Origin of the sequence: Ferrovibrio terrae (genome assembly GCF_007197755.1) — a bacterium.
Classification (GTDB): Bacteria; Pseudomonadota; Alphaproteobacteria; order Ferrovibrionales; family Ferrovibrionaceae; genus Ferrovibrio; species Ferrovibrio terrae.
This window is the reverse complement of record NZ_CP041636.1, coordinates 326,755-345,229: the sequence shown is the minus strand read 5'-3', so window position 1 is coordinate 345,229 and position 18,475 is coordinate 326,755. Positions and strand designations below refer to the sequence as shown.

General features: G+C 61.7%; 18 protein-coding genes and 1 tRNA gene. 10 read left to right on the top strand and 9 right to left on the bottom strand.

Going from position 1 to position 18,475, the window contains the following annotated elements; genetic code table 11:
* Positions 1-67: 67 nt before the first annotated feature.
* Both FNB15_RS01635 and FNB15_RS01630 read left to right on the top strand, forming a co-directional pair.
* Positions 68-625: a carboxymuconolactone decarboxylase family protein gene (locus tag FNB15_RS01635; RefSeq protein ID WP_144067037.1), complete on the top strand. Its 558-nt coding sequence runs from the start codon at positions 68-70 to the stop codon at positions 623-625.
* Positions 622-1,071 carry a nuclear transport factor 2 family protein gene (locus FNB15_RS01630; protein ID WP_144067036.1) on the top strand — a complete coding sequence of 150 codons (450 nt, stop codon included), beginning with the start codon at positions 622-624 and terminating at the stop codon, positions 1,069-1,071. The genes FNB15_RS01635 and FNB15_RS01630 overlap by 4 nt, the downstream gene beginning before the upstream one ends.
* Here the strand turns inward: FNB15_RS01630 and FNB15_RS01625 are convergent.
* From FNB15_RS01625 to FNB15_RS01600, 6 genes are read right to left on the bottom strand one after another with little or no spacing between them, the layout of a single operon-like run.
* Positions 1,032-1,532, bottom strand: coding sequence for a hypothetical protein (locus tag FNB15_RS01625; protein WP_144067035.1), 501 nt, complete (start codon positions 1,530-1,532; stop codon positions 1,032-1,034). The two genes, FNB15_RS01630 and FNB15_RS01625, sit on opposite strands and share 40 nt — an antisense overlap.
* Positions 1,533-1,560: 28 nt before the next feature.
* The gene (locus FNB15_RS01620; protein ID WP_144067034.1) at positions 1,561-2,478 is read right to left on the bottom strand and encodes a DUF4238 domain-containing protein; all 918 of its coding nucleotides are present in this window, start codon (positions 2,476-2,478) and stop codon (positions 1,561-1,563) included.
* Between the two features lie 56 nt (positions 2,479-2,534).
* Positions 2,535-3,107, bottom strand: coding sequence for a DUF3291 domain-containing protein (locus FNB15_RS01615; RefSeq protein ID WP_144067033.1), 573 nt, complete (start codon positions 3,105-3,107; stop codon positions 2,535-2,537).
* Positions 3,108-3,129: 22 nt separating this feature from the next.
* Positions 3,130-4,146: a zinc-dependent alcohol dehydrogenase family protein gene (locus tag FNB15_RS01610; protein ID WP_144067032.1), complete on the bottom strand. Its 1,017-nt coding sequence runs from the start codon at positions 4,144-4,146 to the stop codon at positions 3,130-3,132.
* A 17-nt stretch (positions 4,147-4,163) separates the two neighbouring features.
* On the bottom strand, positions 4,164-4,952 hold the full coding sequence (locus FNB15_RS01605) for a 2-keto-4-pentenoate hydratase (RefSeq protein ID WP_144067031.1): 789 nt from the start codon (positions 4,950-4,952) through the stop codon (positions 4,164-4,166).
* The gene (locus tag FNB15_RS01600) at positions 4,952-6,040 is read right to left on the bottom strand and encodes a malate/lactate/ureidoglycolate dehydrogenase (RefSeq protein ID WP_144067030.1); all 1,089 of its coding nucleotides are present in this window, start codon (positions 6,038-6,040) and stop codon (positions 4,952-4,954) included. The genes FNB15_RS01605 and FNB15_RS01600 overlap by 1 nt, the downstream gene beginning before the upstream one ends.
* A 113-nt stretch (positions 6,041-6,153) precedes the next feature.
* Between FNB15_RS01600 and FNB15_RS01595 the strand changes: the two genes are divergently transcribed.
* Together FNB15_RS01595 and FNB15_RS01590 are read left to right on the top strand one after the other, a co-directional pair.
* Positions 6,154-6,585 carry a hypothetical protein gene (locus FNB15_RS01595; RefSeq protein ID WP_144067029.1) on the top strand — a complete coding sequence of 144 codons (432 nt, stop codon included), beginning with the start codon at positions 6,154-6,156 and terminating at the stop codon, positions 6,583-6,585.
* 97 nt (positions 6,586-6,682) lie between these two features.
* Entirely contained in the window at positions 6,683-6,988 is a 306-nt protein-coding gene (locus FNB15_RS01590; RefSeq protein ID WP_144067028.1) for an NIPSNAP family protein, read from the top strand.
* Positions 6,989-7,103: 115 nt separating this feature from the next.
* Here FNB15_RS01590 and polA read toward each other — a convergent pair whose 3' ends face one another.
* Together polA and FNB15_RS01580 are read right to left on the bottom strand one after the other, a co-directional pair.
* Positions 7,104-9,974: a DNA polymerase I gene (gene polA / locus FNB15_RS01585; RefSeq protein WP_144067027.1), complete on the bottom strand. Its 2,871-nt coding sequence runs from the start codon at positions 9,972-9,974 to the stop codon at positions 7,104-7,106.
* A 100-nt stretch (positions 9,975-10,074) separates the two neighbouring features.
* Positions 10,075-10,263: a zinc-finger domain-containing protein gene (locus FNB15_RS01580; RefSeq protein ID WP_144067026.1), complete on the bottom strand. Its 189-nt coding sequence runs from the start codon at positions 10,261-10,263 to the stop codon at positions 10,075-10,077.
* A gap of 132 nt (positions 10,264-10,395) precedes the next feature.
* Here FNB15_RS01580 and FNB15_RS01575 point away from each other — a divergent pair, with 132 nt between their 5' ends.
* The 5 genes from FNB15_RS01575 to FNB15_RS01555 all read left to right on the top strand — a co-directional run bounded on the left by FNB15_RS01575 (position 10,396) and on the right by FNB15_RS01555 (position 15,839).
* On the top strand, positions 10,396-11,370 hold the full coding sequence (locus FNB15_RS01575; RefSeq protein ID WP_144067025.1) for an ABC transporter ATP-binding protein: 975 nt from the start codon (positions 10,396-10,398) through the stop codon (positions 11,368-11,370).
* An 88-nt stretch (positions 11,371-11,458) separates the two neighbouring features.
* Positions 11,459-12,367 carry a hypothetical protein gene (locus tag FNB15_RS01570; protein WP_144067024.1) on the top strand — a complete coding sequence of 303 codons (909 nt, stop codon included), beginning with the start codon at positions 11,459-11,461 and terminating at the stop codon, positions 12,365-12,367.
* A gap of 237 nt (positions 12,368-12,604) precedes the next feature.
* Entirely contained in the window at positions 12,605-14,863 is a 2,259-nt protein-coding gene (locus tag FNB15_RS01565) for an AAA family ATPase (protein ID WP_144067023.1), read from the top strand.
* A 52-nt stretch (positions 14,864-14,915) separates the two neighbouring features.
* Entirely contained in the window at positions 14,916-15,512 is a 597-nt protein-coding gene (locus FNB15_RS01560; protein ID WP_144067022.1) for a hypothetical protein, read from the top strand.
* A 250-nt stretch (positions 15,513-15,762) separates the two neighbouring features.
* Positions 15,763-15,839: transfer RNA gene (locus FNB15_RS01555), tRNA-Arg, on the top strand.
* Between the two features lie 82 nt (positions 15,840-15,921).
* Here FNB15_RS01555 and FNB15_RS01550 read toward each other — a convergent pair.
* Complete coding sequence (locus FNB15_RS01550; RefSeq protein ID WP_144067021.1) at positions 15,922-17,418, bottom strand: CoA-acylating methylmalonate-semialdehyde dehydrogenase; 1,497 nt, start codon at positions 17,416-17,418, stop codon at positions 15,922-15,924.
* Between the two features lie 116 nt (positions 17,419-17,534).
* Here FNB15_RS01550 and FNB15_RS01545 point away from each other — a divergent pair, with 116 nt between their 5' ends.
* Entirely contained in the window at positions 17,535-18,452 is a 918-nt protein-coding gene (locus tag FNB15_RS01545; RefSeq protein WP_246068763.1) for a LysR family transcriptional regulator, read from the top strand.
* Positions 18,453-18,475 lie beyond the last annotated feature (23 nt).

Sequence of the window (18,475 nt, the reverse complement as noted above, 5' to 3'; positions counted from 1 at the left end):
TAAATCATACAGACTATCGATTGGAAGAATGATTGTGCCGGCGCGATGCTGACGGCAGGAGGACGCCATGAGAATTTCCCCTGTCACCCAGCCTTATGCCGCCGATGTGCAGGCCGCTTTCGCCCGCCTGCCTGCCGACTGGGGCCCGCCCTTCGCGCTCTTCACCGCGCTGGCGCGCGATCCTGACCTGTTGCAGCGCTTCCTGCGCGGCTCGGTCGGTTACCGGCCCGACAGCAGACTCACGCTGCGCCAGCGCGAGGTGTTGCTGCTGCGCGTCTGTGCCAATTGTGGTTGCCGTTATGAATGGGGCCTGCGCGTGCATTTCTTCAGCCGGCAGGCCGGTATCACGCCGGATCAGGTTCGCGCCAGCGTGCATGGCACGGCGGATCACGCCGCATGGACTGCCGACGACCGCCTGTTGCTGCGGCTGGCCGATGCGCTGCAGGATGATTGCGATATCGGCGATGCGCTGTGGGCCGAGCTGAGAACTGCCTTCAGCGACGAAGCCATCCTCGAACTGCTGCTGCTCGCCGGCTACTACCGCACCGTGGCCTATCTCGCCAACGGACTGCGACTGCCGCCCGAACCCGCACTCTGCCATCCCTGGCCGGAGTTGGCTGCATGAAAAAGCCGGCACAGAAACAGGCCGCCGCCAACAAGGCGCTGCTGCACTGGGTATTCGCCGATCTGGCCTCCGGCAACGGCCGGCCATTCATCGAGATGCTGGCCGAGGATGTGGTCTGGCATGTCGAGGGCAGCACCGCCTGGTCGCGCAGCTATCGCGGCAAGGCCGCCGTGAAGACAGACCTGCTCAAGCCGCTATTCGAGGTGCTGGCCGGGCCGAACCCGCTCACCGTGTCGCGCATGATCGCGGAGGAAGACTGCGTGGTGGTGCAGGCGCGCGGCAATGCCGTGACCCGGACCGGCGTGGTGTACTGCAACAGCTACTGCATGATCTTCCGGCTGGTGGACGGCCGCGTGGTCGAGATCACCGAATATGCCGATACCGCGCTGATCGACCGCGCGCTGCCTTACCCTGCCGTTGAAGGAGCGAGTGCAGCAGCCGGGTGAAAGCGGCGTACCGCGAGCAGGCCGAGCACGGCGAAGATCGCGAAGGCCGCCGCCTGCGTCACCGCAAAGGGCGGTTCCGACAGCGTCGGCGCGGCAGCCGTCAGCGCGGGAATCTTGGTGAAGAGCTGCGCGATCAGCACGAAGACCAGCAGATACAGGCTGGCCACTGCGCCGCCGGCGTAGATCCAGCGCCAGGCGCCACGAAGCTGATAGCGGTAGCGCGCCGGGATCGTCACGGCCAGCACCACCAGCGCGACGACGCCCACCACATGCGAGGGCAGAATTTGCGTGAAGGGAAACAGGAAGCCGGTCGCGCTGGTCAGCAGCGCCATGGCGAGGAACAGCTTGGTCATGCCCTCGCGCTCGCGGCTGCCCAGCAGATCGGCCACCACGGCGGGTCCGGTCGCCAGCGCCACCAGGCTGATGGCGGTGTGGACGATGGTCAGGATCAGGACATACATGGCGGGCTCCGGGGCTGGATCGGTAGAATCATCCTGCACCGGATCGCGGGCAAACGGAATTATACAGAGGTTTAGGGGAGCGTTTGAGGTGCTTGGTAAGCCAAGCTTTGTCCTCTTCGTTCGTGCTGAATACGAAGCGCTCCGCTTGAACTGCACTTTGAACATTAACCAACTTTGCGAACTGTTGATCGCTAAGGTTCAGTGTGCGTTTTAAGTTTTCCGAACGGTTTGCCGCTATAAACGCCGATTGCGGGGTTAGAGGAAGTAGCCAAATAGCATCCGGATTGTCATGTCCAAATACCCGTATCAGAGGGCGATCTGACAAAACAAGACTAGGTGATGTACTACTTATGTGCTTGATGCCCCACGCGGCATTGATAAATGGGCGTCCAACTCTTGGGTTGTCGACAAGCTTTTGAATAACCCCTAAGGCACGATCTTGTAAGTCCCACCCGAATTCATTCTGAACATAAGAGGAGGGCGGTTGATTAATCCCTAGCTTGCGAAACTCTTCCTGTAGTTCAGCATCGCTATCTAGAGCTTCAGCAATAAATTTTGCTCCATCACTTTTCAGTTTACTCACAATAGCAGGACGTCTGGCCTCGAGCGAAAGCAATAGCCGCGCAAAATCAGAACGCTGCTGGGAGTCTAGATGTGCTGTTCCTCCATTGAGGATTGCTTCTTTAACTATGGCACCCTTGGTGTCTACATCCCCGAAGAAAATGCGTTCAAGGGCATCTCTCCCTAAATTGCTTGCACGCAAGCTTAATAAATCGAGTTGCATGCAAAACGCAGAGAGACCTTTAATCTTGCAAAAGAGCTTATTCGCCCTTGGGTTCCACCAGTAGCCATGAAGATTTAGTTCGCCGTTTCTCCCCTTGATGAGCCATGGCTTCAGGAGAAGTTTGGGAACGTAATGATGTTCGCGCGCCTCTTGCTGGGGCATTTGAATCCCAATTCACCTTCCGAAGAATTGCCCTGAATCAATGTGGGGTGCGAAAACTATACAGCGGATTTTGATGAACGTATTCGATTGAGGTCAGCTCGTCGTCTGACGCTGTCGCGATCGATACTGCACGGCGCTCCACTGGCATCGAACGGTGTCTTCCAGTCAAACGCCCGCGCCGATGCGCTGTGATCATGCAGGTATTCCAGCCGCGCGACCGCCTCGCGCCAGTCCGGCACATGATCGGCCGTCACCCACCACAGCACATAGGGCGGCCAGGCCGGTTTGGCCGGCGGCAGGATCGGCCTGGCGAACCAGTCGCGGCCATGCGACAGCGCCTCGGCATGGATACCGTGATAGGTGTAGGCCATCGGCGCTTCCAGATCGCTCCACAGCGACAGCGTGGACGGCGAATGCGCGTCGCTGCCGGTATAGAAACGCGGATAGGCATGTGTGCCCCAGCTCGCCGGACCCGGATCGCCGTCATAGCCTGACCGCGCGATGAAGCCCGCGCTGGCCTCGACGGCGGCAAGGTTGGCCTCGTTGCGCGCGTGGAAGCTGTCATTCGCCGGGTCGGCGTATGGCCTGGCAAAGATTCCGAAGGTGTAGAGCGCGACGCGGGGCTGCATGGGGCCGGCACTATACGCAGGCTCAGTCGAAAGTCAGCACAATCTTTCCGAAATGGCTGCCGCCGCCCATATGACTGTATGCAGCACGCACGCCGGTTTCCGAGAAGTCGAAACGCTCATCGAGCACCGGCTTGAGTTCGCTTAAGCTGATCGCGCGCAGCATCGCATCGAAGCCGTCCTTGGCGCCGACCGTCACGCCCTGCAGCCGGATCTGCTGCATCACCACCAGCGGAATCTTCAGATCATGGCCGGGGCCTGACAGCACGCCGATCATGCTGATCGTGCCGCCGGGCCGGATGGCGCGGATCGACTGCATCAGCGTGCCGGCACCGCCGAGTTCGACGATGTGGTCAAGGCCGGCCCCGCCGGTCAGCGCGCGCGCCGTATGGCCCCAGCTGGTATCGGTTTTGTAGTTGATCAGGTGATCGGCACCCATGGCCTTGACGCGCGCCAGCTTCTCGTCCGACGACGAGGTCATGATCACTTCCGCGCCGGCGAGCTTGGCAAACTGCAACGCAAACAGCGCGACACCGCCGGTGCCCTGGATCAGCACGCGCTCGCCGGGTTGCACTTTACCGAGCGTGACGATGGCGCTCCAGGCGGTCAGCGCGGCGCAGGGCAGGGCCGCAGCCTCTTCGTAAGAGAGATGCGCGGGGATATGCGCCAGCGCGCTTGCCGGAAACGTGCGCTGTTCGCAGAGCCAGCCATCGAACGGCCCGCCCATGCTGACGCTGAATTTCTCGACGCTGGGCTCGCCGGACTCCCACGCTGGGAAGAAATGCCCCAGTACCCGGTCGCCGGCTTTGAAATCCCGCACGCCATCGCCGGCAGAGATGACTTCACCCGCGCCATCGGAGACCGGGATCAGCGGCAGTTTCTGTTTCGGATTATACTGGCCGAGCGCCATCAGCCAGTCGCGGAAATTCAGCGAGCAGGCCTTCACCCGCACCAGCACTGCGCCCGGCTTTGGAGTTGGGTCGGGTCGCTCCGTCATGCGCAGGCTGTCGACCGAAAAGCTCTGCAGTTCGATCGCGCGCATGGCTGGTGTTCCCTGAGTTATGCGGCCGCGAAGCTGACGGCGCAGCGGCCGAGGCCTTCGGCCATGACTTCGAACTGGTCGCCGGCCGCTGCCGCCTGCATGGCGAAATAGGTCCCGGTCATGATCACGTCACCGGCATGCAGCGGCATCTCGTCGGTCACCAGCTTGCCGGCCAGCCAGGCCAGCGCATGCAGCGGACTGCCATACACGGCTTCACCCGTGCCATTGGCGGCCGGGCTGCCGTTCCTGGTCATGCTCATCGCCATGCGGCGCAGATCAAGGCCATCCAGCCGCCGTGCCGGCGCGCCCAGCACGAAGGCACCGCCATTGGCATTGTCGGCGACGAGATCGACCGGCTTGGCATCCAGGTTGGCAATGCGACCGCCAACCACTTCGATGGCGGGCAGGCAGTAGCCCACGGCGCGGATCACATCGGCCAATGTGGGCTGTTCCATGTCGAGGTCGCGATCCAGCACGATGGCCACTTCGCCCTCGACGCGCGGCTGCATCACGCGGCCGGCGGCCACTTCATCGCCGTCGCCCATCAGCATGTCGGCATAGAGGATGCCATAGGCCGGTTCGGTGAGGTTCATCGCCTTCTGCGCGGCGCGGTTGCTGAGCGCGATCTTGTAACCGACAGCGCGACGGCCGCCCTGCTTGAGCCAGTAATCGCGGTTCAGCGCCTGCACGGCATAGGCCGCCTTCATGTCGCCGGCCAGCAATTCGCGCACCGGGGCGCAGGCCGTGCCGGATTCAAACGCCTGGCGCAGGCGGTCGGCGGCTTCATTAATGGCTGAGCTATTCATTATTTCAGTCCTGCGGCGGCGTTGGTCTGGCTGGCGCTGACGCCAACCGATTCACCCGTGGCGACGATCTCGCTCCAGGTGGTGGCATCCACCGGGATGCCGTCGTGGTTGCGCTTGGCGCGATAGCGCCGTTCCGGCTCGCCGGCGACCTGCACGCCATCGGAGCCGGGGGCTTTCGGCGAGGCTTTGACGAAGTCGACAAAGGCGGCGGTCTCGCGACGCCAGCTGTCGGCGCCGCCAAGTTTCGCGGGATCGACGATCACCGAAAACATGTTGTTGGTGATGGTGTTCTTCGCCCAGGCATCGGGCTTCATGGTGTTGCCGCCGGTGAAAGCGCCCGCCAGCAGCTCGGCGATCACGGCGAGGCCATAGCCCTTGTGTTCGCCAAAGGTCAGGATCGCGCCGATCGGCGAATTGAACATGGTCTTCGGATCGGTGGTCGGATTGCCCTTCGCGTCGATCAGCGTGCCGGGCGCAATCGTCTCGCCCTTGTTCATGGCGACGCGCACCTTGCCCATGGCGATCATCGATGTCGCCATGTCGAGCACGATGGGCTCGCCGCCCGGCTCGGTGGCTGGGATGGCGCAGCAGTAGGGATTGGTGGCGAAGCGCGCATCCGACCCGCCAAACGGCGCCACCAGCGCCGGGCGGCCGACCACATTCACATAATGCATCGACACCAGGCCGGCGGCGGCGCACTGCTCGCCCCAATGGCCGATGCGGCCGATATGGTGGCTGTCGCGCAAACTCACGATGCAGGCGCCGGCTTCGCGGGCCCGGCGGATGCCCAGTTCCATGGCTTCATGGCCGATCACCTGGCCATAGCCCATGCCGCCATCGAGATTGAGGATCGCGCCGGCGTCGCCGGTCACCCGCACCGACTGGTTCACCACCAGGCGCTTTTCCACCGCGGCGAGGATGTATTGCGGCAGCATGCCGACGCCGTGGCTGTCATGGCCGCTCAGGTTGGCCAGCACCAGGTTGTCGGCGACCAGCACGGCCTCGCGTTCGTTGCTGCCGCCAGCCAGGCAGATATGGCGCACGGCGGCGCGCAGCTTGTCCGGCATGACGGTGACATTCGCGGCCATTCTGGGTCCCTTTCTCGGTTGGCTTCTGGTTTATCGGAAAGCGGGCGAGGGGACAATATTCGTAAGCCTACAGAGGGTTTGACCCCGGCTTGGCGTTGCGGCAGATTGGCGCAATGCACAAAAACCGCCTCGCCCCCGCACGACTGTTTCCGGCCTGCCTGATCCTCGCTGCCGGCCTTGCCGGCTGTGCCTCGCCGCTGGAACAGGTGGCCGAGCGGGCCCGGACCGAGATGATCGGCATGAGCGATGCCCAGCTCAAGGCCTGTGCCGGCGAGCCGACCGCGCTGAACCGCGAGAATGGCATCGATTTGTGGAGCTATTTCCGCGAGACCAGCCGTTCGGCGACCACGATCTCTGATGTGGGTTACACGCCGACCGGCCGCGCTGAGACATCATACGACTATTTCCGTTACTGCGAGGCGACCTTTGCGCTGCAAAACGGAAGGGTGCGCGAGGTCGAATTCCGCGGCCGCACCGCCACGGGGCGCGAGATCATGGAACCCTGCGGCGCCATCGTGCAGCGTTGTTTGAAGGGCGCGCAGTAAGAGAGATCGTCACTCTCGGGCTTGACCCGAGGGTCTCAGGCCGTTGCACGAGGTCCTCGGGTCAAGCCCGAGGGTGACGAGAACAGAGGTTGCGAGCATGATCACCTGTTTCCTGCGCTACGAGATCGACCCCGACAAGGTGAAGGAATTCGAGGACTACGGCCGGATGTGGATCCGGCTGGTGAAGAAACTCGGCGGCACGCATCACGGCTACCTGCTGCCCAGCGAGGGCGCCAGCGATATCGCGCTGGCCAGCTTCAGCTTCCCGAGTCTCGCGGCCTACGAGCAGTATCGCATCGCCATGGCAGACGATGCCGAATGCAAGGCGGCCTGGGAGTATGGTCAGCAGACCAAATGCATCCGCCGCTGGGAGCGCAATTTCTTCCGGCCGGTGTTCGAGTAAAGACACCGACACCTCAAAACTGTCATGGCCGGGCTTGACCCGGCCATCCACGCCTTTTCTTTATAGAGACGTAAGACGTGGATCCCCGGGGCAAGCCCGGGGATGACAATTTGCCTTAATGCGCCGCTTCCCAGTTGTCGCCCACGCCGGCTTCGACCACCAGCGGCACATCGAGCTGGGCGGCCGCCTGCATCACGTCCTTGGCCACCGCGATCAGCGCGTCGACTTCCGTCTCCTTCGCCTCGAAGACCAGTTCGTCATGCACCTGCAGCAGCATGCGGGCGCTGAGATTCTGCGCCGCAATCGCCGCCGGCAGTTTCGCCATGGCGCGTTTGATGATGTCGGCCGCGGACCCTTGAATCGGCGCGTTGATCGCCGCGCGTTCGAGGAAGGCGCGTTCGGCCGGGTTCTTCGAGTTGATATTGGGGAAATGCACGCGCCGGCCATAGAGCGTGGTGACGAAACCCTGTTCCTTCACCTGCTTCTTGGTGCTGTCCATATAGGCGCGGATGCCGGGATAGCGCTGGAAATAGGCCTCGATATAGCTCTGCGCCTCGCGCTGCGGGATGCCGAGCTGGGCCGCCAGGCCAAACGCGCTCATGCCGTAGATGATCCCGAAGTTGATGGCTTTCGCGGCGCGGCGCACCATCGGGTCCATGCCTTCGACCGGCGTGTTGAACACCTGGCTGGCGGTCAGCGCGTGGATGTCGATGCCATCGCGGAAGGCGTCCTTCAGCGTGCCGATATCGGCGATATGGGCCAGGATGCGCAGCTCGATCTGCGAATAGTCGGCCGAGATGATCTTGTGGCCCTTGTCGGCGACGAAGGCCTTGCGGATCTTGCGGCCTTCCTCGGTGCGCACCGGAATATTCTGCAGGTTGGGATCGGATGACGCGAAGCGGCCGGTATTGGTGGCCGACAGCGCGAAGGAGGTGTGCACGCGGCCGGTGCGCGGGTTGATCGAGGCGACCAGTGCATCGGAATAGGTGCTTTTCAGCTTCTGCAGCTGGCGCCAGTCCAGCACCACGCGCGGCAGTTCATGGCCCTCGGCGGCCAGTTCCTCCAGCACCTCGGCACCGGTCGAGTAAGCCCCGGTCTTGCCCTTCTTGCCGCCGGGCAGCTTCATCTTGTCGAACAGGATTTCGCCGAGCTGCTTGGGCGAACCGATGTTGAAGCTGTCTTCCGCCAGTTCATGCGCCTTCTTCTCGAAAGTCTCCATGCGCTGCGCGAAATCCGCCGACAGGCGGTTGAGTTCGGCCGGATCGACCTTGATGCCGGCGCATTCCATGGCGCAGACCACATCGGGCAGCGGCCGTTCGATGGTCTCGTACAGCGTGACCTGCTTCTCGGCCAGCAGGCGCGGTTTCAACACATGCCAGAGCCGCAGCGTCACATCGGCATCCTCGGCGGCGTAATCGCGCGCCTTGTCGAGCGCCACTTCGGCAAAGGGCAGCCGCGCCTTGCCGGTGCCGGTGACCTCGTCGTAGCTGATCGGGGTATGGCTGAGATGGCGCTGCGACAGCTCGTCCATGCCGTGACCATGCTTGCCGGCATCCAGCGTGTAGGACATCAGCATGGTGTCGTCGTAAGCCGCGACGCTGACGCCGTATTTGTTCAGCACCGCCATATCGTATTTGATGTTCTGCCCGACTTTCAGCACGCCGGGATCGGCCAGCAGGGGCTTCAGTGCATCAAGCGCCTGCTGCAGCGGAATCTGCTTCAGCTCGCCATCGCCGCCGAAATCCAGCCCGCCGCCGGCCTTGCGATGGCCGAGCGGCACATAGCAGGCCTCGCCCGGTGCAACGGCGAGGCTGAAGCCGACGATCTCGGCCATGGTGGGCGACAGATTGGTGGTCTCGGTGTCGAAGGCGATGACGCCGGCCTCGAAGCCGCGCGCGATCCAGCGCTGCAGCGCGCCAAGGTCCTGCACCATCTCGTACCGGTCGCGGCTGACGGCAGGCTGCTCGGGGCCGCCTTCGCCGGCAAAGGCGATCACCGGGGCAATCGGCGTCGTCGCCTTATGTGCGGACGCCACCGGTGCGCTGTACATGCTTTCAGGACGCGCCGTCACGCCTGGCGCGCCGCCCGACATATCGGTGCCGCGCGAGCGCAGCTTGTTCTCGATCCGCGAGGTGAGCGTGCGGAATTCCATCTCGTTCAGGAAGGCCGACAGTTTCGGCCATTCCACCGGCGAGAGTTTCAGGTCGTCGAGGCCAAGCTCCAGCGGCACATCGTCCTTCAGCTTCACCAGCTGATAGGAAATCCGCGCCTTGTCGGCATTGTTGAGCAGCGTCTCGCGGCGCTTGGGCTGCTTGATCTCGCCGGCGCGCGCCAGCAGGCTTTCCAGGTCGCCATAGATGTTGATCAGTTCGGCTGCCGTCTTGATGCCGATGCCGGGCACGCCGGGCACGTTGTCGGTGGAATCGCCGGCCAGCGCCTGCACGTCGATCACCTTGTCGGGCGCGACGCCGAATTTCTCCATCACTTCGGCCGGACCGATATTGCGGTCCTTCATCGGATCCATCATGCCCACGCCGTCCCTGACGAGCTGCATCAGGTCCTTGTCCGACGACACGACGCAGACTTCCATGCCGGCTTCATGGGCGATGCGGGCATAGGTCGCGATGATGTCGTCGGCCTCGAAGCCGTCTTTCTCGATGCTGGGCAAACCAAAGGCGCGCGTGGCTTCGCGGATCGGCGCGAATTGCGGGATCAGGTCTTCCGGCGTCTCGGAACGGTTGGCTTTGTATTCCGGATAGATCTCGCTGCGGAAGGTTTCGCGACCGGCATCGAAGATCACCGCCATATGGCTGACGGCCTCGTCATGCTCGGCCTTGTCGCGCAAGGAGGACAGCATGTTGCAGAAGCCCGACACGGCGCCGATCGGCATGCCGTCGGATTTGCGTGTCAGGGGCGGCAGCGCGTGATAGGCCCGGAAGATGTAGCCCGAGCCGTCAACCAGATAGAGGCGGTGTTTGGATGCCATTGAAAGACGCTCTCCGAAAGTCTCTGTTTCGTCGTCCCCGGAAGGAGCGTGCTGTCGACGGCGACTGGATCCCCGCTTTCGCAGGGATGACGAGGGTGGTTTAGTGACCGTGGCCGTGCGCGCCGGCCTTCAGCACATAGGCGCGGCCGCAATAGGGGCAGTCAATCTCGGTCTTGTCGCCCATGTTCAGATAGACGCGCGGATGGCCCAGCGCACCGCCGCCGCCGTCGCAGGCCACGACCGGGCTTTCCACGGTGATGGTTTCGGGAGCAGAAGTCTTGGCCTGCATGGGTGTCTCCGGATGGGCTGCCAGAAAGCGGTCTCAAGGCCCCGGGTTTGACCCCCAAGGCCTGAAGTGATACCTACCGCAGCACCGTCCGCCACGCCAGCCCTACAGGGGCAAAACGCCACAGGCCGCGCCATGACTGCTGCCGATTCTCCGTCCGTTTTGGGCCAGCTTTCCGCCGCTGTTCCCGCCATTTCCGTGCGCGATCTGGTCAAGGTCTATGGCAAGGGCGACAAGGCCAAGACGGCCCTGCATGGCATCACCCTGGATATCCCGCGCGGCAGTTTCTTCGGTCTGCTTGGCCCGAACGGCGCTGGCAAATCCACGCTGATCAATATCCTCGCCGGCCTGGTGACCAAGACCTCGGGCAGCGCCGCCGTCTGGGGCCACGATATCGACACGAGCACGCGCGCCGCCCGCGCGGCCATCGGCGTGGTGCCGCAGGAACTCAACCTCGATCCGTTTTTCACGCCGCGCGAGGCGCTGGAATTCCAGGCCGGCCTCTACGGCGTGCCGAAGGCCGAACGGCGCAGCGACGAGATTCTGGCGGCGCTGGGCCTCACCGACAAGGCGAATTCCTACGCGCGCACGCTGTCGGGCGGCATGCGGCGTCGCCTGCTGGTCGGCAAGGCGCTGGTGCATACCCCGCCGGTGCTGGTGCTGGACGAACCCACCGCCGGCGTCGACATCGAACTGCGCCAGCAGCTCTGGGCCTATGTGCGGCAGCTCAATGCGCGCGGCACCACCGTGGTGCTGACCACGCATTACCTCGAAGAGGCCGAGGCTTTGTGCGATCATATCGCCATCGTCAACCACGGGCGTATCGTGGCGCATGACGCGACGCCAAAACTGCTGGCACGCATGGACCGCAAGGATGTGGTCGTCACGCTTGAGGCCGATCTCGCCGCGATCCCGCCGGCATTGGCGGGTCTGGATGCCGAACTGGTCGGCCCGCGCCGGCTGCGGCTGCAGTATCGCCCGAGCCAGATGCCGTTCGGCAGCCTGCTGGCCAAACTGCAGGCGGCCGGGCTGGCGATCCACGACCTCACCACGCAGGACGCCGACCTTGAAGACCTGTTCCTCGAACTGACGCGCAGCCGCGCGGCCTGACGCGGCCCGGCCGACAAATCCGTTGCAGGGCTTCTGCCGCTCTGGCAAGAAGGGCCGGAAGCCAGCCACCAGAAGGGTGCGCCGTCCCATGTTCGTACTGGATACGCCCGAGAGCGTGGTTCCCCATACCGGGCGCAAGACGGCCATCGTCACCCTCATTATCGGCCCGAATTACATCGCCACCTGGCTGCGCCTGTGCCGGGCCTCCTGGCTCCGCTATGCCCGGACTTTCGATTACGATGTGATCATCATCAGCCAGCCGCTCGATACCGGCAGCAGGGCGCAGGCGCGCTCACCGGCCTGGCAGAAGCTGCTGATCCTGAGCCAGCCCTGGTCGGCGCAGTATGAGCGCATTGTCTGGATCGATTCCGATATCATCATCGGCCCCGAGGCGCAGGACATCGTGGCCTCGTCCGGTCCGCCGGAAAAGATCAGCCTCGCCGTGGCCGGCGCGCGCAGTTCAAGCGCCGAACGCATGATCTATCTCGAGCGCCTGCATAACGCGCAGTTCCTGCCCGATGCCGAGGACATGGTGTGGGAGCAGGAAATCAGAAAGAACTACCGGGACCACAATGTCCCTGAGCACGACATCATGTTCAACACCGGCGTGCTGGTGGTGTCGCCCAGGCATCACCGGGATCTGTTCCTGCACTGCTATGACGGCGAGGATGCGGGCGCCCGGCTCTACGAACAGCCGCTGCTGTCGCATGAGATCATCGAACGCGATCTCGGCCATCTGCTCAACACCAGGTTCAACTGGGGCATCCAGGAAACGCTGCTGCTCTATGTGCCCGAGATCCTCATCTGGGATAACCAGCCGAAACACCTGCATCCGTCGATCATCCGGATGGCGCATTATCTGGTGCGCCGCGAATTGCAGAACTGTTATTTCCTGCACTTCTACGGCGCGATGAACCTGATGGCGACGCTGACCGAGGAACATGTGTTCGGCGGCACGCCGCTCGATCTGCTGATGGACGAGGCGGCGAAGGCATAGGGGCGGGTGCGTTCTACGCGGGACTGTTAGGTCGGTAGCCCTGCGCTTGAATTATAGTCAGGGCCGATACACTTCGGCGGCATGCTGACGATCCCAGCCTGCCCACGCAAAACACCGATCTTGTTGACCTCCTCGCCCCAACGCGGGGGCAGCATAAGATAGCATACCATGGTAATCATCTGGCGTGTTGCCGCTTCTATGCCTTAGCCTTGTGGGTAAAAGGAGAAGGGGAACGGCATGCTCAATAGAATTGCGGAAATTTCCAATGTTGGGCGCTTTCACAAAGCGAGTCAGAAAGGAGTCGAGTTAAATCGCTTTAACTTATTTTTTGCGTCCAACGGATGCGGCAAAACAACAGTCTGCGCCGTCTTAAGGTCTCTGGCGTCAGGTGAGTCTGCCTATATTACTGAACGGGCTACTTTGGGTGGAGATGCTTCGCCCAAAGTTAAAATACTGACAGACGATAGAACGATTACATTTGATGGCGCATGGTCGGCCACGCTTCCAAATATTTCCATCTTCGACTCCGCATTTATATCCGAGAATGTTCATGCGGGCGACTACATAGACCGCGATCATCGGCGCAAGCAACTGGAGGTAATCGTCGGTCGTGCGGGCGTCGCTCTCAAGAAAGATGTCGATGATTTGGATGCTGCAATTCGGGAAAAGAATGTCGAGATATTATCTCGCCGGCGTGACCTTGAGAAAGAAATCAAACCGCACGGGATAAATGTCGACGACTACTTAGAGTTAGAAAAAGTAGGCAGTATCGATGATTTGATGAATGAGAAAGCTATAGAAATTAAAGCTGCCGAGCGAGCAAGCGAGATCAGCGCAAACTTTTTACTAAATGAATTGGTCGTTCCAAAAATTCCAGAGGGTGTAGACGAAATAGTCACCGCGACCTTGGATCGTATTGCCGAGGAGGCCGAAGGGATAGTTAAGTCACGAATTGCGATGCATTCGATGGGGCATGAAGGCGAGAGATGGTTGCGTGCGGGTGTAAGCTTTATAAAGAAGGACGAGTGCCCATTTTGCGGCCAAGGTTTAAGAGCGCTTTCCCTGATTGATGCTTATAAGGCCTACTTTGGGGAGGCGTATGCCAAATTTATTGATGAAGTGCAGAAACTTGAGTTCGCTTTTGTGAGTCAGCTAGGACCGCAAAATGTATCGTTGATATCAGTTGAGTATTCCGAAAATGGGAGAGCCATCGGTTTTTGGGGACAGTTCCTCGACGTGAAAGACAGCAAGGTGGATATTTCGGATTATCCTGTGGTGATAGCCGATTTTCAAAGAATTGCTCTCGATTACGTTCGTAGAAAACTGCAAAACCCCCTGAGTAAAATTGAATTGGGGAGTGATTACAGGTCAGCCGAAAGTGGAATTAGAGACCTCGTCGATAGACTTGGTGCCTATAACTCAGAGGTGGGGCTTAAGAACGAAAAAATTAAGCACCTAAAAGCCGCCACAAGAAAAGCAAACTTGGACGATCTGAGGTCGCAATTCAAATTGCTGAATCTGCAGAAAAGGCGACATGAACCGGATATGGCCGCTTACTGCACTGCTCTTCAGGCCTTAATGGCCGAGAAGGTTGAGTTGGATGAACGGAAGAAATTGGCGAGGAACAGATTGGATGTTTATTTCCAAAGTATGACGAAGCGATACGAAGATTCCATTAACAAGTATCTCACCAGGTTCGCAGCTGATTTCAGGATGGCGAACAGTTTGCACAACTACATCGGAGGTACACCGAGTGCACAATACCAGTTCCTTATTAATGGACACCCAGTAGATTTGGGAGATGAAGAGACTCCCTTGGGGCAACGATCATTCAAAAATACATTGTCGGCAGGAGACAAGAGTACGCTGGCGCTGGCATTTTTCTTGGCCCAATTAGACAACGATCCGGATAAGGCTAAGAAGATCGTTGTGTTTGATGACCCATTTAATAGTCAAGATAGGTCACGACGAGTACAGACTGCGCATCTGCTAAAGAAGTTCGGTTCAGAATGCGCTCAGTTATTTCTCTTCTCCCACGATGCGTTCTTTATCAACGAACTGCATTCTGTTCTCGATGCTCATACGGTTACTTGTCAGCAGTTCGTAAAAGCAAAACACAAAACCAATATGAGCGAGTGGGACATTTATCAGGAAGTACAGGACGTTTATTTTAAGCAGCACGCGGAATTGACCGATTTTGTGGCGACCGATTCCTGCAGTGAACTACGCTTAATTGCCGGCAACGTTCGCCCCGTCTTAGAAGCGCATCTGCGCTATCGCTTTCCGGGTGATTTCAAGTCGAGCAAATCCTTAGGGGTAATGATCGGCGTCATTCGCGGAGCGGGCCAAGCTCACGCACTGTTTGAGCATCTTCAGGATCTGGAATCTGTGAACTCGTTCGGTACTAAATACCATCATATGAATGCCCCCGCTGTTGATCACGACGAGATAAAAGCTCATGCGATTTTGGCATTGGAACTCGCCAAAGGGTATTAGCTCAGAAAGATTGCCTTGCGGAAGTTCCCGTTATGTTCTATAGTGAGGGCCCATGAAAGCCTTCGCCTTCTCCCTCGTCGCCCGCTATCCCGATGGCATCACCCGGCCGCTGACTGGCGAGGTCGGTGCGCCGGTCGCCGCCGATGACGGCACGGACGACTATCTCTGCAGTTTCTCCTGTCCGCTCATCGGCGGCGGCGGGCAGTTCCGCTCGCGCTATCCCGAATGGGCCTACTCGAAGGCCGCCGCCTTCCTGCGTTTCAACACGTACGGGCTCGGCTTCGAGGTCTGCGATGCCGCAGGCAATGCGGCTGGCATTCCCGTGCCGGTGATGGATGAGTTCGGTATTCCCTGTTTCGCGCCCGCGCGCTTTCTCGGCCGCTGCCTGCACAATGGCGTACTGACGGATTTTACTGCCGAGGTGCAGCCGCCCGAGCGCGCCGATCATGGCGAATGGACCTGCCGCACGCGCTGCTCGCTCCATGGGTTCGACAATGCGATCCGTTCCGAATGGCCGGAGCATGCCTATGAGCTGGCCTTCACGTTCCTGCGCAACATTCTCGATTATCGGGGTGAAGGAAAGTTGACCGACCGTAACGGTGCGCCGCTGCTGATCCGCGCTCCGGTCAGGCCACCGCGCAAACATTAGGCGCGCCGCCGCTGATCGCGCGTCGCGCGAGTATCGTCATGCGATGGACAGGGAGGAGGCGAATGAACTCCCACGAACGCTCACGAACACCCACGAACCGCCGCGAACGCTCACGAACGCCAGCGAACCGCCACGAACCCGTACGAACATCCACGAACCGCTGCGAAGCAAAACGAAGCGGCAGCCGGCGCCCGGCCAGCCTTGCGCGCAACCCGTTGGCTCGGTTAAGGTCCGGCCCGTCCAGACCCCCGCACCCGTAGCTCAGCTGGATAGAGCGCTGCCCTCCGAAGGCAGAGGTCACAAGTTCGAATCTTGTCGGGTGCACCAATCTTTCCAATGGCTTACGTTGGCGATACCGCCGCCCCGGCCCCCTCGATGGGACCAGGGCGGGTCTGCCATGTCGTCCGGCCTATTTCATCGTCGGCATGACGAACTCGGCCCCGGCGCGGATGCCGGTCGGCCAGCGGCTGGTGATCGTCTTGAGCCGCGAATAGAAGCGCACGCCTTCGGGGCCATGCATATGCAGGTCGCCGAACAGCGACGACTTCCAGCCGCCGAAGGAATGGAAGGCCATCGGCACCGGGATCGGCACATTGATGCCCACCATGCCGACCTTGATCTGATGCGCGAATTCGCGTGCGGCATCGCCATCGCGCGTGAAGATCGCGGTGCCGTTGCCGAATTCATGCTCGTTGATCCACTTCGCCGCCGTGGCGTAGCTGTCGGCGCGCGCCACGGCCAGAACCGGGCCGAAGATCTCTTCCCTGTAGATCGTCATGTCGGTGGTCACGTGGTCGAACAGCGTGCCGCCGATGAAGTTGCCCTGCTCATAGCCCTGCAGCTTCAACCCGCGGCCATCCACCACCAGCTTGGCGCCCTCGGCCACGCCGGCATCGATATAGCCGCGTACCTTGTCGAGATGCTGGCGCGTCACCAGCGGGCCCATCTCGGCTTCCGGATCGGTGCCGGGGCCGACGCGCAGCGCGCGCACCTTTGGCTCCAGCTTGGCCATCAGCGCATTGGCGGTGGCCTCACCCACCGGCACCGCCACCGAGATCGCCATGCAGCGCTCGCCGGCCGAGCCATAGGCCGCGCCCATCAGCGCATCCACCGCCTGGTCCAGATCGGCATCGGGCATCACGATCATGTGGTTCTTGGCGCCGCCCAAGGCCTGGCAGCGCTTGCCGGTGCGCGCGGCGGTTTCATAGATGTAGCGCGCGATCGGCGTCGAGCCGACGAAGCTGATCGCCTGGATATCCGGGTCGTGCAGCAGGGCATCGACGGCATCCTTGTCACCCTGGATCACGCTGAACACGCCGTCCGGCAGTCCGGCTTCCTTCAGCCACTGCGCCAGCAGCAGCGAGGCGGATGGATCGCGCTCCGACGGCTTGAGGATGAAGCAGTTGCCGCAGGCCAGCGCGACCGGGAACATCCACATCGGCACCATGGCGGGAAAATTGAACGGGGTGATGCCGGCGACGACGCCGAGCGGCTGGCGCAGCGCAAAGCTGTCGATGCGCGTGCCGACATTCTCGGTCATCTCGCTCTTCAGCAGCTGCGGCGCGGCGGTGGCGAATTCCACCACTTCCATGCCGCGCTGGATCTCGCCCCTGGCGTCCGACAGCACCTTGCCGTGTTCGGCGGTGATGACAGCAGCAAGCTCGTCGATGCGTTCGTCCAGGATGCGCAGGAAAGCGTTCAGGATGCGGCCGCGCTTCAGCGGCGTGGTCGCGGCCCAGTCATCGGCCACGGCAGCGGCGGCCTGGACGGCGGCGCGGACCTCGGCGGCGGTGGCGAGGCTGACCTCTCCCGACTGCGCGCCGGTCGCCGGATTGAACACCGGCGCGGTGCGACCGGTGCCCGGCACGAGACGGCCATTGATGAAATGGGGGATGAGATTGGCCATCTGGCGACTCCGGAAGGGTTTGACGGAAGGCCGGAAGTGTTTCAGCATTAAGAAATGCACAGCAACGTCAAATTAACAGAAACAATTGTGCAGAAATTGAAGTTTAGAGCCGGATCATGGGCCAAGGTGAGATGGACTGGGATCATCTGAGGGTTTTTCTGGCGGTCGCCCGCGAAGGTCAGCTGCTGTCGGCGGGCAAAAAGCTCGGGCTCAACCACGCCACGGTGTCGCGCCGGCTGGATGCGCTGGAGGAGTCGCTGGGCAGCCAGCTGTTCAGCCGCCGGCCGGCCGGCTCGACCCTGACGGCGGCGGGCGAGCGCCTGCTCGAGGTGGCGGAGCGGCTCGAGACGGCCGTGCTGGGGATTTCCGAAGAGCTGCGCGACGTCACTGCCGAAGTGGCCGGCACGGTGCGGATCGGCGCGCCGGATGGTCTGGGCAACTGCTTCCTCGCCGCCGAGCTCGGCGCGCTGGTGGCGCTGCATCCCGGGCTGGTGGTCGAACTGGTGCCGCTGCCGCGCATTTTCTCGCTGTCGCGCCGCGAGGCCGATCTCGCCATCGTGCTTGAGCCGCCGGCCGATGGCCGCCTGGTGGTGTCAAAGCTGGCCGATTATTCGCTCGGGCTTTATGCCGCGCGCGACTACCTGAAACGCGAAGGCGTACCGGCAGAGAGCGCTGATCTCGCGGCCCATGTGCTGGTCGCCGGCGTCGAGGACATGGCGTATTCCGCGGCGCTGGATTACGGCGCGCTGCTGGAGAAATCGCCGGGCCGCAAATTCCGCTGCGCCAGCGTGGTCGGCCAGCTCGAAGCGGTGCGCGCCGGCACCGGCATCGGCATCCTGCATGATTTCGCCGTCAACGGCGAAGCGGATCTGGTGCGCGTGCTGCCCGAGGTGTCGTTCCGCCGCAGCTACTATCTGCTGAGCCATCCGGAATCAGCATCCGTGCGCCGCATTGTCACCTGCCGCGAATTCCTGGTGCGCCGCTTCCGCGAGGAACGCGCGCGGTTCCTGCCTGAGGGCCAAAGCAAGGGGTAAAACGTCAGGCATAACAGCTATAC